This is a genomic window from Nonomuraea sp. B19D2 (genome assembly GCF_040137845.1).
Lineage (GTDB): Bacteria > Actinomycetota > Actinomycetes > Streptosporangiales > Streptosporangiaceae > Nonomuraea.
On sequence record NZ_JBEFAK010000007.1, the window covers coordinates 291082 to 305402 of the forward strand.

A 14321-nucleotide genomic window follows, 5' to 3' on the forward strand; every position below is an offset into this window, starting at 1 on the left:
GAATCCTCACGCATGCCAGCTGAGCTTGTTGGCAAGACCGCCCTGATCACCGGCTCTGACCGGGGTATCGGCGCAGCGATCGCGACTGGACTTGCCCGGGCCGGAGCCGATGTCATCCTTCTCGCCCGTACTGCCGACCAACTGGACGAAACGGCCAACGTGATCAGGGCGAGTGCGTCGGGTGTTGAGGTTCGCATCGTGACTGCCGATCTGACCGACGACACCCAACGCGCCACGGCTATCGACGACCTGCTGTCCGGTGGCCCGGTCGATGTTCTGATCAACAACGCGGCGACTGTCGAGCCCCTCGGCGCCAGCGCCACGATCAGTCCAGCGCAGCTACGGCAGGCTTTTGAGATCAATGTGATTGCTCCCGCCACGCTGACCGCCGCACTCACACCGGGCATGGTCAAGGCCAGCTGGGGTCGTATCGTCAACGTCTCGTCAAGCGTCGTGGGCCACCCCGCCTCGATGATCGGTGGAAACGCCAACGCGGCCACGAAAGCTGCTCTCGAAGTCCACAGTCGTAACGTTGCCGCCGAACTCGACGGCACGGGTGTGACGGTCAACGTCTACCGGCCAGGGGGCGTCGACACCGCTATGCAGGGCTGGATCCGTAGTCAGGATCCCCAAGGGATCGGTGCAGGCCTGCACGACCGCTTTGTCAGCAGGTACGACTCCGGCGCACTGCTTACCCCGCAGGAGTCAGCCAGTGCCCTGCTCGGTCATCTCCTCGGGGAAGACGGTGAACGGACCGGTGCCATCTGGGAACTCGGCGACACCGTCACCGCATAGGTGGCGCGCACGTCATCCGGTCCGACTGGGTGCCCCGTAGCCGCTGACCAGGCGAGTTCAGGAGAAAACGTGGCAGGCAACACTTGAAGAGCGTGGCCCGTACGATCCCGGCGTGAGGAACGCAACGTGGGCTCGCTCGTCCATGGCGATCTCGCGGGCGATGTTCTTGATCAAGGGACTACGGAAGTCGACCTGTCGGCCACCGGACACCCGGCCGGGCTTCCCTGTCCTGCCTACCCTGTCATCGGGCAGTCCCTGACCGGTTGCGCCGCGGAGGTAGAACTCGGCTTCAAGGTATTCCAAGTTGAGTGCGAAGTTCAGGGTCGAACCGTCGCTGGGACCGCTTTCGTCTGTCGTGGTCGTCGGTGCGCCAGCGGAGGCTTCGGTGGCCATGTTGGTGAGCTTGGCGCGGTCTTCTGCTGTTTCGACGCTGCGGTTGATGGCGTCGATGAAGCGGTTCTCAGACATCCTGACTCCCGTGCTGTTCGATGATGACGGTCGCGCCTAGAGGCAGGCCGCTGTGATCTTGGATCGGGCCGTCGAGGCCACCGCTACCTTCCTAGCGAAAAGGACGAGAAGGTCCAGATTCTCTCCGAAGACGCTGGAGGAAGGCGGCGAGCGATCGCCCGCACTGACGAGCAAAGACTGACGGGCGCTTGCTGGAGTGCTGTGTCCGAAGGCAGTCCCAGTTCCTGGACTCTCAGCATCAAGCGCAGACGCTTGCCGAGCGATGTCACGACATCTTAGTGTGGACGGAATAGTTCTGTTTTTTCATGATCAATAGATCGGCCGCCCCTCGGGCCAACCACCCGCTGCAACTTGAGAACGGGGGTACGCATGAGCCATCGGCCGCGGAGCAGACTGCGGCGATGCTGGAACGCCCACGACAGGCGGCACACTCGCCGGATTGGACTTTACCGGGATGGACATGGACTCCTCGTCGTGGCTGACCGCGCTCCACGGCTCTGGAACCAAACGGGACACGGCGCTGGCCCGCCTGCACGTGATGTTGCTCAGGGTGGCGACCCGTGAGGCGCATCGGCGCGGGCCCGCCGCCCGCATCGGTGGGCCGGAACTCGATGACCTTGCACAGCAGGCTGCTGACGATGCGATGGTTTCCCTACTGGGGAAGCTCGATACCTTTCGCGGGGAGAGCCGATTCACGACCTGGGCGTATCGCTTTGTAGTGCTGGAGGTTTCCAGCAAGCTCGGCCGCCACTTTTGGCGTCGGCCATCTGTGTCCTTCGACACCGAGGATTGGGAACGACTCCCTGCACGGTTCGCTGTCGACCCGCTCGCGCAGGCACAGCAGCGGGAGATGATCACGGCCGTGCGGCGGGCCGTGGACGAGACGTTGACCGATCATCAGCGTCGACTGTTCGTCGCAATCGTGGTCAACGGTGTACCGCTGGATGCGATGGTGTCTCGGTCTGGATCGAATCGGGGCGCGATCTACAAGACCGTTTTCGATGCACGCCGTAAGATCCGCAGATTCCTGACCGCTAATGGCTATCTGGAAGGGGAGCCGGCGGCTGCCCAGCCTACTGACCAACAGGTAAAGGTGAAAAGGTCATGACCGGGTGGTGGGACGGCTTCGAACGATTCCTGGCCACCGACCCACGTGACATCGGGTGTGATGAGGCGATGGCTGTGCTGCACGTCTATGTCGAGCTACTCGCGGCCGGAGTCGATGCGGCCGCGCACTATCCGGGATTGGCGTCGCACTTGGCTGCGTGCGGACCGTGTGCGGAGGACGCGCGGGGCCTGTTAGCCGCTGTGCAGGACCATGATCTGCACGTCGGAGGCCCGGATGAGTGGCGCGTTCGCTGAATCGGCTTCACGACAACGGTTCATCATGTGCCGCATGTCAGGACATCTGAGGTCAGCGGTCGCATTCGATCAACTATGGCGTTGGCTTGAGATCGGGTACGGACTCGATGTGACGCTTGCGGCCACATCGCTGACATGCTCGAGTTCATCGGCAGACTCGTCGACGCGGGCTTTCCGGACCTGACCCTTCCACCCGAACCTGAGATCGCAGTCACAGCGAGTTGTCAGGAACCCGGGACCAAAACGATTCTCTGCGATGTTATTTCCAGTGACGCCGCAGCCAGCGACGTCAGAAGAGGAGATATCGTGTCGCACGACTACAGCAAGACTCCGGAGGCGCTGAGCCGCCTCACCGACAGCCAGTTCCGCGTCACTCAAAAGGACGGGACGGAGCCGGCGTTCCGCAACGAGTATTGGAACAACCATGAGCCGGGGATCTACGTGGATGTGGTCTCCGGGCAGCCTCTGTTCTCGTCGACCGACAAGTACGACAGCGGCACCGGATGGCCGAGCTTTACCAAGCCGATCGTGGCGGACGCCGTTCGCTCGGAGACGGACAGGTCGTTCGGGATGACTCGCACGGAGGTGCGGTCCACCGGAGCTGACAGTCACCTCGGGCACGTGTTCGATGACGGTCCTGCCGACGCCGGCGGCCAGAGGTACTGCATGAACTCAGCGGCGCTGCGCTTCGTCCCGGTCTCCGAGCTCGAGACGCAGGGTTACGGCGAGTACCGCTCGCTGTTCGAGACGGCCGACACCACCAGCACAGAGGAGCACGCATCATGACCAGCGGAATTCATGACACCGGACAGATCACCCGCGAACCGGGCACCGAGACGGCCATCCTGGCCGGCGGGTGTTTCTGGGGCATGGAGGACCTCATTCGCCGGCGGCCAGGCGTGCTGGACACGCGCGTCGGATACACCGGCGGAGACAACGATCACGCCACGTATCGCAACCACCCCGGCCACGCCGAGGCGGTCGAGATCGTCTTCGATCCGGCGCAGACGACCTACCGTGACATCCTGGCGTTCTTCTTCCAGATCCACGACCCGTCGACGTTGAACCGTCAGGGCAACGACATCGGCACGAGCTACCGCTCGGCGATCTTCCCGCTCACCCCCGAACAGGAGAAGGTCGCACGTGACACGATCGCCGATGTCGATGCGTCGGGCCTGTGGCCGAGTAAGGCCGTGACGACGATCGAGCCCGTAGGACCGTTCTGGGAGGCCGAACCCGAGCACCAGGACTATCTGATCGCGTACCCGAACGGCTACACGTGCCACTTCCCGCGTCCGGACTGGGTACTGCCCAGGCGCGCTGCGCCCTCAGTCTGAGGGCTTTATTGCGAGGGCGCGTTCGCCACTGAGGCGATGAGCGCGCCCTCACCGGTTCCGTCACGAACGGCGCCGATCGTGTGCCCGATGGTGGTGTCGTCTCCGAGGCTGGGCACGGTCCCTGCCCTCGGTCCGGGAAGAATGACGAGTCAGTCCTTTCCCCGATCAGAGCTACGACAAAGTACTCGCTGACTGGATCGATGAGCACCTGCCACGTCGTTATGGAGCGCTGCTTCCGGGAGTCCTGGACGATGGGCCAGTGGCGGAGCGGAGCCCGCTAACAGCGGCCGACATCGCGGCGTTACGCGATGAGCGCGACGACGAGGTTGTCTACGTGGTGTTTTCAGCCGGCGGCGGGTTCGAGGCGGTGCCGCTGCAGGTACTTGCCGAGCGATGCCCCCGTGGGTGGCGGGGAGTCTTGGTGGCCGGGGCGGACGACCTGCCAGCGGCGCTGATGGCGCAATGGACCCAGCAGGTGACGAGCGCCGACACTGAAAGTTCTTTCATCGAACTGGGCTCGACCGCAATCTGATGACGAGGATTTCGGTTACAAGCTGTCCGCTTCGGCGGGGGAGAAGGCGTTGGAGAGGCCTTACGCCTTCGGATTCCAGTCCGGTGCCGAAGATCCGAGAGGGGTGTCGCGGTGTCTGGGCCTCCTGGCCATCGCCCGGGGCGTGCATGATCTGCGCACCGCTACGACTACAAGGCGATCCCGCCAGTGGTTTGGGAGGCATTGCTGGCCTTCGAATGGCTGGACCTGACACCGTTCCAAACGACGGAAGGCGGGCGGACAAGGACGCCCGGGCTGGGGCTTCCACTTGGTGTACTCGTGGGCGTGCAGATCTACACGTCGAACAGCGATCCAGACTACGGCAAGGAACACGCGGCCTCCTGCCGTCATGTCCGCGACGGAGGCGTCGCTCTGCATCCGAACGATGATCTGATCACGGTGGCGGACCTGGTGGACGGCCACTTCGACTGGTGTAGCAAATGCGGCGGGTACGCGGTTCGCCGCCTGACGGATGCTCAGCTCGTACATTACCGCGCGGCTCATAAACTCCAGTACATCAACGAAGCACCGCACCAATCGGTAGACAAGCGACAACACCACCCCGCGATGATCTCAGCCGCCGCCCTGATCATTCAGCGAAACCCCAGCTCACAGTACGAAACCATGTTTCCCGGGACACCCGCTGCCGCGCGCTGACCCTGCTGTTGCTCGACACGGTCGCCCCGGTTTCTGGCGCATCTGCGACCTCGTTGATCCCCGTCCCGGCCCAGGCCATTGCGCCGTACCTGGGCTTCTTCGGTGGCTTTCTGCTCTACCTGGCCACCGCGGAGGTCCTCCTCGAGGCCCGCATCACCAGCCACCCGACCCGCCTCACCCCGCTGAGCACGGTTTGCGCGCCCTGCTCATGTGGCTGGTCACCGAGTGATCGCCGCTACGGTGACCACTCGGTGAGCGCGCAAATGCGCCCTGAGGCCGAGCGGAGGAGGCAGGGACGATTCTGCTCTGCGCGAAGCCGGCAGAACTCGAACGCGCCGTCTACCTAGGGTGAAGCATGGCCTCCTCCATCCCGCCGCTACGTCCAGCGATCGATCGGACCGCCCCCAAGCCGTCTCCGGCTCGCGAGCCGCTGTGGCGGCACGTGCTCGGTGAGTGTCTGAGAGGTCTTCGTCACGAGCGGGGCGAGAAGTTGAGTGAGACGGCAAGTCGCGCCGGAGTCTCGCCGCAATATCTCTCCGAGATGGAACGAGGCATCAAAGAGCCGTCGAGCGAAATGATCGCTGCGGTCGCCGGCGCGCTGGATGTGACCCTGGTCGATCTGACCCTCGCCGTTGCCGAGAGCTTGCGGACTGCTCAGCACGGCGCGTCGAGAGGTGCTACCTGCTCGGCGGCGTATGCTCTGGCCGCGTAGCGCGGCTTGCCGGGGTTATCCACGGGCCTATGAATGCTCCTCGATGATCTGATCGAGGAGCCCGTACTCCAGGGCCGCGGTCGCGGTGAACACGCGATCGTGATCGGTGTCGGCGCGTAGGGTCTCGATGGTCTGGCCGGTGTGCCGTGACAGTATCCGCTCGATGTCTGCCCGGACACGTACGACCTCGTCGGCTTGCAAGATGAGATCGGGGATCGTTCCGCGCCCCTGAGCGGCCGGTTGGTGCAGGATTACTCGTGCGTGTGGGAGAGCGGCACGTTTTCCCTCGGCACCCGCGGCGAGAAGGACGGCACCCACGGCGACGGCCTGTCCAACGCAAGTTGTCGAAACCCGCGGGCGGATATGGCGCATGGTGTCGTATATCGCGAGCATTGCGCTCGGGTCCCCGCCTTCGCAGTTGATATAGAACTGTATTTCGGCATCGGGGTTGTCTGACTCCAGAAAAATCAGCTGCGCGATGAGCGCGTTCGCGACGCCCGCGTCAATTGCGGTGCCCAGATAGACGATTCGCTCGGTGAGCAGGTGCGAGTAAACGTCCATGACCCGCTCGCCACGAGGATTCTGAGCGATGACGTTCGGGATCGTATATGTGGTCACTGGCGGACTCCTTCGGTGAAGCCGAATCCGGGCCGTGGGCGATTGTGAGACGCGATTTCGTCGAAGGTCTGCACGATTGCATCTATGAAGCCGTAGTCCAGTGCCTCTTGCGCTGTGTACCAACGATCGTGCAGAGAATCCTCGAATATGCGCTCGACGGGCTGACCCGTGTCCTCAGCGATAAGACCGAGCACCGTGTCGCGAGTATGCCGAAGGTCGCCAGCCTGCAGTTCGATGTCGACTGCGGTGCCACCGATTCCCGCCGAGCCTTGGTGCATCAGGACGCGTGCGTGCGGCAGGGCGCGGCGCTTCCCTCGGGCCCCCGATGACAGCAAGAATTGCCCAGCGCTGTAAGCGATGCCCAGCACGAGGGTCGATACGTCACAGGGAATGATTCGAATGATGTCGCGGATCGCAAGCATCGAGGGAACCGAGCCGCCCGGGGAGTGAATCCACAATGCGATATCGCTCGACGCATCCTGCGTGGCGAGTGCCATCAGTTGCGTGGCCAGCAGTGTCCCATTGTCGTCATCGAGAGGGCCGTCGAGGACGAGAACACGCTGCTCGTAGAGCTCGCGTCTTACCCGCGCGTTGAACAGTGGGTGTTTCGATTCTTCGCTCATGCGTCCATCATGTGAGGCGATCCGGGTCGACGTCGACACGATCCGCCTGGGGCAGATCTGCTCTGAGCAGAGAGAACTCCTGAGCAGGAACAACTCGATTTCCGGCCCGGCTCGTGCCATTGCGGCCCGGGAATCGAGCGGGCGCGCGGTAGGAGATCGATGAGGATCTCGTGGACGCCCGCCTCTTCGACAGCGGCGGTCGGATAACCCGCGATCTGTTCCACCGCGCCCGTGCGCGGTTACGCACCCACACGGCACGGCCGAAACGCACCACCCCGCAGGGGCTAGTTGACGTTCATCGAGTCCGCGGTCTTGCCCGTGATGTCCCATGCGCGGTTGGGGTGGGCCGTCGCATATCGCTGCGGGTGCGCCGGGTTTTACGGGCCGGGGCTGGACTCCTTCCTGGTCGTTGCGGCGAGGGTCCGGCACTCAGGCGAGGGCCGGGAGATGGGTGATGCGCTGCCAGGCCAGAACGAATGCCTGCGCCCAGGATTGGGTGCGCTCGATCCGCAGGTGACGGCACCGGGCGTGGGCAGCCAAGCGGGCGGGCAAATGGAACGGTAGAGCCGGTAGCGCATGGTGTCGGGCTCGGCGCGTTCCAGCCCGTCCTGGTCGTGCAGGGTCTCCGCTGGAGATTGGGGTTCAGGCAATCCAGCTTCCGCCTTGTCACGCGGGCCGCCTTGCGCTGCGCCTGCCGAAACAGGTCTACATCCGATCTTCTTTCGCGCGGCACGAGCATTGTTTAGGTCCGCCCTCGACGGGGCAGCCCTAACGGCTTACGGGATCGGTGGGCTGCCGGCAGAGCCGCTGCGATCGCGGGGCAGTACCGCTGAGTGTTCGTCCAAGGAGGCCGTAGGGAGGCCGTATGGACATGGCAGGCTGGATCATCTCCGCCATCGGCATAATGATCGCCCTCGCCATCGCCTGGAAGATTGGCAAGGGGAAGGACAAGACGCGGCACTGACCGCTCCAAATGCTCGCCGCCGGCATCGGGACGAATGGGACGTGGTGTATCTCTGGCTCGCCGAGGTCCGGTGGGCCGCCAGTCTTTGGAGCCGCCGGGTATCGCAGCGGACCGCCTGCAGTCCTGTCAAGGACGCCGTGAAGAGGCGGCGTCGTTGGTTCAGGGTGATCGCGTCCGACCCCGAAGCGCCTCCCTGGCCGCCTGCGGCCTGCGGTTGAGATCGAGAGGAGTCTCGTGTGCGTGGAAATGGGAGACGGCGCGCTGCTCCCTGGCTGGCCGCGATCGCGGCACTGCTGGTGGCGACGATCATCGTCTATGTCATGTGGGTGTTCGTCGTGGCGCGAAGCTCCGATACGCGGCCACGAATGTCCGTTCCCGGCAGTGCGCCCGACGCCACCTGGGGGCAGCTGGCCGTCTTGGTGGCGGTCATGGTCGCCGGGCTGGTCGCCGGGCACCTGTTCGAAGAGCTCAAGAAGGCGTCCGGGAGAATCTCCATCATCGCGGAGCTGCGCGGGATTACGAGCAGTCCACGCTTCTGGATGGCCCTGCTGGTCGGTCCCATCGTCTTCATGTCGGTGTACCTGGCCATCAAGGATCATCCGCACACGCTGGCCGATTACCTGCTCGCCTTCCAGAACGGCTTCTGGTGGGAGACGGTGCTGCAGTTACGCAAGGGCGGGCTTCAGCCGGAAGAGACCTCCGCCTCTCCGGCCGGCGTGGGGGACGTGAGCGGCGCGGGCGAAGTCGTACCGGAGTGATTCGAGGATCTCTTCGTGCGTCGGGAGATGCGTCATGAAGATGACAGCTGCTCTGGGTGCCTGTTGAGATGTGCCTGTGGCTCAACCGGGTTCGTCGGCGACGATCTCTCGCAAATTTTCGACCCGATGTGGGAGATGATGGCCCCGTCGTGGTTGGCAGGATGGTCGCGGGCGTGCTCGATGCGTGCTCGTACGCCCCGTCACACGCCGTCAGAACCCGGCACTGCCGGACACGCAATGTACGCCGAGGCAGCACGAACTGCCATCAAACAGTATCGCGTGGCACTTAAAGATCTTGCTTCTAATCCGACGGTCGCAGGTTCGAATCCTGCAGGGCGCGCTTTGATCATGGTCTGACTTGCGGTGATGCGGGATCGGACGGGCCGGCCACTCATCAAGACTTCGCAGCTCAGGCTGATGAACAGGATATTGGCACCCCGCAGGGTGGAGTACACCCGGTAGGCCTTGCGTGCGGCCGGGTCGGCGCCTGCCGCGAGGACGACGCTCTGCTCCAGCACGGCGCGGTGGAGGGCAAGCGGGGCCGCGAGGCGCACCGAGTGGCCCTGGCAGCGGTCCCGGTCACCGGTTCCGCCAGCCGTACCGCGGGACTGGAGCGATCGAGCCGGCTCGCGCGGGACTTTGGTCGCCCGGCCCTGTCACAGCACGATGGCGGTACGCAGCCGGTTCTCCCGCCGGCGCGGAGCCCTTGATCACGGCCCGGTCCCACCTGCCAATGACGGGGCCGTGATCAGGGAAGCGCGCTGAGGTCAGGCGCAGGTGTAGCCGGACGGCAGGGCGGTGTTGCCGTTGGGCCTGCTCGCTTGGAAGCCGAAGCTGGTGGTGCTGGCTCCCGGCGCGAGCGTGCCGTTGTGGCTGACACTTCTGACCGTGACGGTCTGGCCGCTGGTGGTGATGGTGGCGTTCCATGAGCCGGTCAGGGTGTGCCCGGCCGGCAGGGTGAAGGTGACGGTCCAGCTGGTGATCGTCGAGGTGCTGGTGTTGGTGATGGTCAGCGGCTGGATCACATACCCGTTCCCCCACTGGGACTGCACGGTCGGGGTGGCCGAGCAGGCACCGGTCGTGCCTCCCTGTGTGGTGATCTGGACGGTGTTGGAGACCGGTGAGACGTTGCCAGCGGCATCGCGCGCCCGGACCTGGTAGCGGTAGGTGGTGTTCGCAGTCAGGTCCGTGTCGGTGAACGAGGTCGTGGCCGAGGTGCCGACCTGGGTGAACGTGCCGCCCGTCGCGCCGGGAGCGCGCAGGATCTCATAGCCGGTCACACCGGTGTCGTCAGTGGAGGCCGTCCAGGCCAGGCTGGTGCCGGTTGTGGTGGTGCCCCAGGCGGTGAGCCCGGCCGGGGCGGTCGGCGGCGTGGTGTCGCCTCCGGTGGCGGCCGTGGTGAAGGTGGTCGGCGCGGAGTTGCCCGACAGGTTGCCCGCGCCGTCACGCGCCCGTACGTACACCTGGTATTGGGTGTTGGCACTCAGTCCGGTCAGGGTGATCGAGGTGGTGGTGGACTGGCCGAGCTGCGGGTCGGTGGCGCCCTGCTCCCGGTAGACGTTGTAGCCGGCCAAGCCGGAGCCGCCCTGGTCGGTGGACGCGGTCCAGGTCAGCGTGGCACTGGCGGCGGTCACGTTGGACGCGACCGGGGTGCCTGGCGTGGTCGGCGGCGTGGTGTCGGTCGGACTGGTGGTCAAGCCGAAGAACTCGATGGCGTAGAGGGCCATACCGCTCTGCGGAAGAGCATGCCCGGCGCCCTGGATGCTGTACGCCTCCACCTGCCCGGTGCCGGACAGATTGGCGTACCGGCTGCGGGTCCAGTTTGCCTGCGGGGTGTCGGTGCTGGTCGGGGTCTGGCTCAGCCCAAACACATTGGTCCACTGCTCGATCGACTCTCGCAGCAGCGAGTAGGGCACGAGGGTGTCGCTGGTGCCGTGCCACAGCTGCATGCGCGGGCGGGGGCCGGAATATCCCGGGTACGCCTGGCGGACCGCATCGCCCCACTGCTGGGGTGTTCGGTCCATGCTCCCGCCGGTGCACCTGCTGCTTCCGGGCGGATAGTCGGAGGCGCCGGCGAAGCAGTTGAAGGGCACACCCATGAAGGAGGCCCCTGCCTTGAACACGTCCGGGTAGACGGCGAGCATGTGCTGGGTCATCATGCCGCCGGACGAGCTTCCAGTGGCGTAGACCCGGTTCGGGTCTCCCTGATAGTTCCGCTCGACATAGTCGATCATCGAGGTGATCGAGACCGGATCGCTGCCGCCGCCGCGCTGCTTGGCCGCGTCCGACCAGGTGTCGAAGCAGTTGCCGAACCCTGCCGACTGGGTGGCGGTCGGGTAGATGACGATGAAGCCGTATCGATCCGCCAGCGAGGCGAACTCACTGCCCTGGTAGAAGCCGGGACCGGAGCCGCCGCAGCCATGCATCGCAACCACGATCGCCGGCGTGGCCGGGTGCGAGTCCGGCACATAGACGTGCATCCGCATGTTGCCCGGGTTGTTGCCGAAGCTGGTCACCTCCACCAGGGTGGCGGCGACGGCCGGCGATCCGAGTACCACGGTCATGACGGCAAAGAGCGCCGCGGCGCAGGCACCAGCCAGCACCGTGGTCAATCGTCTCATTCGCGCTCCTCCTCTCCATATCCGCGGCGCGCCGCGGATCGGTCCGCCGCGTATTGACGTCGGTCGCTGGAAAATAGAAGGGCCACGATCCACCGTCAATGCACGCTTGGTGCGCATGCCCGCCAGTTCACCTGGCAGAGAGCCGTTTTCCCTGGTTATCAAGTAACTTGCTATCAAGGTCCTTGATAACCGGTGTGGGAAACTTACATCGGGGCGGTTCCGAGGGGGCGCGATATCGTCTCCTGGTGACCGATCCGGGTGTCCCCGCGGCCGCTGCGCCGGACGCACCGCCGCCCCGTGTGAGCTACCTGGTGTTCCGGCTGGAACGCCGCATCCGCGCCTGCCTGGATGAAGCGCTCGCCCGGCACGGCATGACAACCACCGAATACATGGCGCTCAGCGAGCTGCGCCTGCGCGACGCCCCGTCCTCGGCCGACCTGGCCCGCATCGCCTTCGTCACTCCGCAGGCGATGAACCTGGTCATCCGCGATCTCGAACAACGCGGCCTGATCCGCCGCGACCCGCATCCCCGTGGCGGCCGCGCTCTGCGCACCCGCCTTACCCCGAAAGGCCTGAGCACCCTCCGGCGATGCGACCGCTCCCTCGACAGCATCGAAGCCGTCATGCTCGCCGAGATCGACGACCCGGACCGCACGACACTCGCGGAAGCGCTCACGCTGTGCGCCCGAGCCCTCCATCCGGACATGCGGCCCTGATCCCAGTCCTTCGCTCGCAGAAGCCACCACCGTCGCCCTGGCCATGCTGTGGTCCGTGGCCAGCCACGGACCACAGCACCGGACTCGACCAACCACAGAAGCGATCGAATCGGGACTCCTACGGGTACGGCACTGCACTGGCAGGAATTCGACGGAGACACACCGCGCGGCAGTTCAAGCGCTGGTCCTATGGGATGTGGCCCGCCCCCCGCCTCCGCGCGGGGACCGGGTCGATCACCCCGAGGGCCGCCTCCGGCTTGGCCTCAGCGGACGGCGACCCAGGCCACTGCTCCGACCGGGAAGCCAAGCAAACCCGCAGCTCACGACCGTGAATGGAGTATCGACACCCTTCACGCGAGCGCACGGTGAGATCCGCGGTGTGAAAGGGTCTTGGGGTCCGATTTGCGAGGACGATAGAGTCTGGCCCTAAGGCAGAGCCGTGCCGGGGTTGAGGAGGGGGATGTCCATCACGCCCTTATCCCTGCCGCAGCCTCCTGCGAAGGCGCCGGAGTTCGGACGAGACGCGCTGATCGTGTGCGAGAGCCTGGTGCGGATCTACCAGTCCGGGTCGGTCGAGGTGCAGGCACTGCAGGGGCTGGACCTGGTCGTGGACAGCGGGGAGATGGTGGCCGTCGTCGGAGCGTCCGGGTCGGGGAAGTCGACGTTGTTGTCCATCCTGGCCGGGGTCGACGCTCCCACCGCCGGGCGGGTGCGGGTCGATCAGTGGAATCTGCTGGACATGTCGCGGGCCGATCGTGTCCGGTATCGGCGGCACACCGTGGGACTCGTACGCCAGCAGACGGCCGCTAACCTCATCCCGTACCTGACCGCGCGGCAGATGGTCGACCTGCCGATGACAGCGGCCCGCACTCCCGGCCGGGTACGCCGCAGGCGCGCTGCCGAGTTGCTGGACCTGCTCGGCGTCGCCGAGTGCGCCGAGCGGCGGCCCGCGCAGCTGTCCGGCGGGCAGCAGATGCGGGTGGCCATCGCGGTGGCCCTGGCCAACGAGCCCAGGGTGCTGCTGGCCGATGAGCCGACCGGGGAACTGGACAGCGCCACGTCGGCCGCGGTGTTCGGGCTGTTGCGGGAGATCAACCGGCGGCTGGGCGTCACCGTCGTCATCGTGACCCACGATCCCGCGGTCAGTGGGCAGGTGGAGCGGACGGTGGCGATTCGCGACGGGCGCACGAGCAGCGAGGTGTTGCGGCGTACCGCCACTGGAGACGACGGCGCCCCGCAGATGATCGCCGAGGAATACGCGGTGATGGACCGGGCAGGGCGGATTCAGGTGCCGCGCGACTACCGGGAGGCGCTGGCGTTGACGCGACGGGTCCGGCTGGTGCTGGAGGCCGATCACGTCGCGATCCGCCCCGACGGCGGCGGGGCCGGATGAACGGCGGGCCCCTGGTCAGCGTGCGTGGCGTTCATCGCCGGTACGGCAGCGGGGCGACCGCCGTGCACGCGTTGCGGGACGTGACGTTCGAGCTCGCGGCCGGCACCATGACCGCCCTCGTCGGGCGGTCCGGCTCCGGCAAGACCACGCTGCTCAACATCATCGGCGGCCTGGACCGCCCGGACTCCGGTACGGTCCTCGTCGACGGAACGGACGTCACCGCCCTCGACGAGGACGGCCTGTCCCTGCTACGGCGGGAGAAGGTCTCGTACGTCTTCCAGACCTTCGGCCTGATCCCGGTGTTGTCGGCCGCGGAGAATGTGGGCGCCCCGCTGCGGCTGGCCCGCGTACCGCCGGTGGAGCGTGAGCGGCGGGTCGCGCTGCTGCTGGAACTGGTCGGACTGGCCGCCCATGCCGAGCAGCTACCCGCTGAGCTGTCCGGCGGGCAGCAGCAGCGGGTGGCGATCGCCCGGGCGCTGGCCGCCTCGCCCCGGCTGCTGATCGCGGACGAGCCGACCGGGCAGCTGGACGCCGAGACCGGTCTGTCGGTGATGGCACTGCTGCGCGGGGTGGTGGAGTCCGAGGGGGTGACGGCGCTGGTCTCCACGCATGATCCGACGATGCTCGCGCTGGCGGATCGGGTGATCCGCATCAACGACGGGCATCTCGACGAGCATCCCGGCATGCGCTCTGATGGGCAGCTCGACGGACGCTCCAACGGTCGGGGCGATTCTTGATCAGTAAGAG

The 14321-nt window shown here is 65.8% G+C and carries 16 protein-coding genes; 12 read left to right on the top strand and 4 right to left on the bottom strand.

Translation table 11 applies throughout. The annotated features are described in order from the left end of the window. The first annotated feature begins 12 nt into the window (after positions 1 to 12). Positions 13 to 795: an SDR family NAD(P)-dependent oxidoreductase gene (locus tag ABN273_RS16560; RefSeq protein WP_349449725.1), complete on the top strand. Its 783-nt coding sequence runs from the start codon at positions 13 to 15 to the stop codon at positions 793 to 795. Between the two features lie 57 nt (positions 796 to 852). Here the strand turns inward: ABN273_RS16560 and ABN273_RS16565 are convergent, their stop codons facing one another. Continuing rightward, entirely contained in the window at positions 853 to 1263 is a 411-nt protein-coding gene (locus ABN273_RS16565; protein ID WP_349449727.1) for a ferritin-like domain-containing protein, read from the bottom strand. 439 nt (positions 1264 to 1702) lie between these two features. Here ABN273_RS16565 and ABN273_RS16570 point away from each other — a divergent pair, with 439 nt between their 5' ends. The 7 genes from ABN273_RS16570 (at position 1703) to ABN273_RS16600 (ending at position 5881) form a co-directional block, all read left to right on the top strand. Beyond that, on the top strand, positions 1703 to 2371 hold the full coding sequence (locus ABN273_RS16570; RefSeq protein WP_349449728.1) for an RNA polymerase sigma factor: 669 nt from the start codon (positions 1703 to 1705) through the stop codon (positions 2369 to 2371). Continuing rightward, entirely contained in the window at positions 2368 to 2625 is a 258-nt protein-coding gene (locus ABN273_RS16575) for a hypothetical protein (RefSeq protein WP_349449729.1), read from the top strand. The genes ABN273_RS16570 and ABN273_RS16575 overlap by 4 nt, the downstream gene beginning before the upstream one ends. A gap of 135 nt (positions 2626 to 2760) precedes the next feature. Continuing rightward, positions 2761 to 3411, top strand: a complete 651-nt coding sequence (gene msrB / locus ABN273_RS16580) for a peptide-methionine (R)-S-oxide reductase MsrB (RefSeq protein WP_502911044.1) — start codon at positions 2761 to 2763, stop codon at positions 3409 to 3411. Beyond that, positions 3408 to 3962, top strand: coding sequence for a peptide-methionine (S)-S-oxide reductase MsrA (gene msrA / locus ABN273_RS16585; protein ID WP_349449730.1), 555 nt, complete (start codon positions 3408 to 3410; stop codon positions 3960 to 3962). The genes msrB and msrA overlap by 4 nt, the downstream gene beginning before the upstream one ends. Before the next feature lie 259 nt (positions 3963 to 4221). After that, on the top strand, positions 4222 to 4494 hold the full coding sequence (locus ABN273_RS16590; RefSeq protein WP_349449731.1) for a hypothetical protein: 273 nt from the start codon (positions 4222 to 4224) through the stop codon (positions 4492 to 4494). 303 nt (positions 4495 to 4797) lie between these two features. Next, entirely contained in the window at positions 4798 to 5169 is a 372-nt protein-coding gene (locus tag ABN273_RS16595) for a hypothetical protein (RefSeq protein WP_349449732.1), read from the top strand. Between the two features lie 355 nt (positions 5170 to 5524). Next, positions 5525 to 5881: a helix-turn-helix domain-containing protein gene (locus tag ABN273_RS16600; RefSeq protein WP_349449734.1), complete on the top strand. Its 357-nt coding sequence runs from the start codon at positions 5525 to 5527 to the stop codon at positions 5879 to 5881. A gap of 27 nt (positions 5882 to 5908) precedes the next feature. On the opposite strand, the gene ABN273_RS16605 is transcribed toward ABN273_RS16600, so the two are convergent. Together ABN273_RS16605 and ABN273_RS16610 are read right to left on the bottom strand one after the other, a co-directional pair. Beyond that, the gene (locus ABN273_RS16605) at positions 5909 to 6499 is read right to left on the bottom strand and encodes a ClpP family protease (protein WP_349449735.1); all 591 of its coding nucleotides are present in this window, start codon (positions 6497 to 6499) and stop codon (positions 5909 to 5911) included. Then, a complete protein-coding gene (locus ABN273_RS16610) occupies positions 6496 to 7122 on the bottom strand; it encodes a ClpP family protease (RefSeq protein ID WP_349449736.1) in 627 nt (208 codons plus the stop codon). The genes ABN273_RS16605 and ABN273_RS16610 overlap by 4 nt, the downstream gene beginning before the upstream one ends. Positions 7123 to 8322: 1200 nt before the next feature. Here ABN273_RS16610 and ABN273_RS16615 point away from each other — a divergent pair. After that, positions 8323 to 8844 (top strand): hypothetical protein, encoded by a 522-nt coding sequence (locus ABN273_RS16615; protein ID WP_349449737.1) that lies wholly within the window; start codon positions 8323 to 8325, stop codon positions 8842 to 8844. Between the two features lie 767 nt (positions 8845 to 9611). On the opposite strand, the gene ABN273_RS16620 is transcribed toward ABN273_RS16615, so the two are convergent. Beyond that, positions 9612 to 11465: an extracellular catalytic domain type 1 short-chain-length polyhydroxyalkanoate depolymerase gene (locus ABN273_RS16620; protein ID WP_349449739.1), complete on the bottom strand. Its 1854-nt coding sequence runs from the start codon at positions 11463 to 11465 to the stop codon at positions 9612 to 9614. Between the two features lie 245 nt (positions 11466 to 11710). Between ABN273_RS16620 and ABN273_RS16625 the strand changes: the two genes are divergently transcribed. The 3 genes from ABN273_RS16625 (at position 11711) to ABN273_RS16635 (ending at position 14311) form a co-directional block, all read left to right on the top strand. After that, on the top strand, positions 11711 to 12181 hold the full coding sequence (locus tag ABN273_RS16625; protein WP_349449740.1) for a MarR family winged helix-turn-helix transcriptional regulator: 471 nt from the start codon (positions 11711 to 11713) through the stop codon (positions 12179 to 12181). A gap of 460 nt (positions 12182 to 12641) precedes the next feature. Beyond that, complete coding sequence (locus tag ABN273_RS16630; RefSeq protein WP_349449741.1) at positions 12642 to 13574, top strand: ATP-binding cassette domain-containing protein; 933 nt, start codon at positions 12642 to 12644, stop codon at positions 13572 to 13574. After that, the gene (locus ABN273_RS16635) at positions 13571 to 14311 is read left to right on the top strand and encodes an ABC transporter ATP-binding protein (RefSeq protein ID WP_349449742.1); all 741 of its coding nucleotides are present in this window, start codon (positions 13571 to 13573) and stop codon (positions 14309 to 14311) included. Before ABN273_RS16630 ends, ABN273_RS16635 begins: the two co-directional genes overlap by 4 nt. Positions 14312 to 14321: the final 10 nt, after the last annotated feature.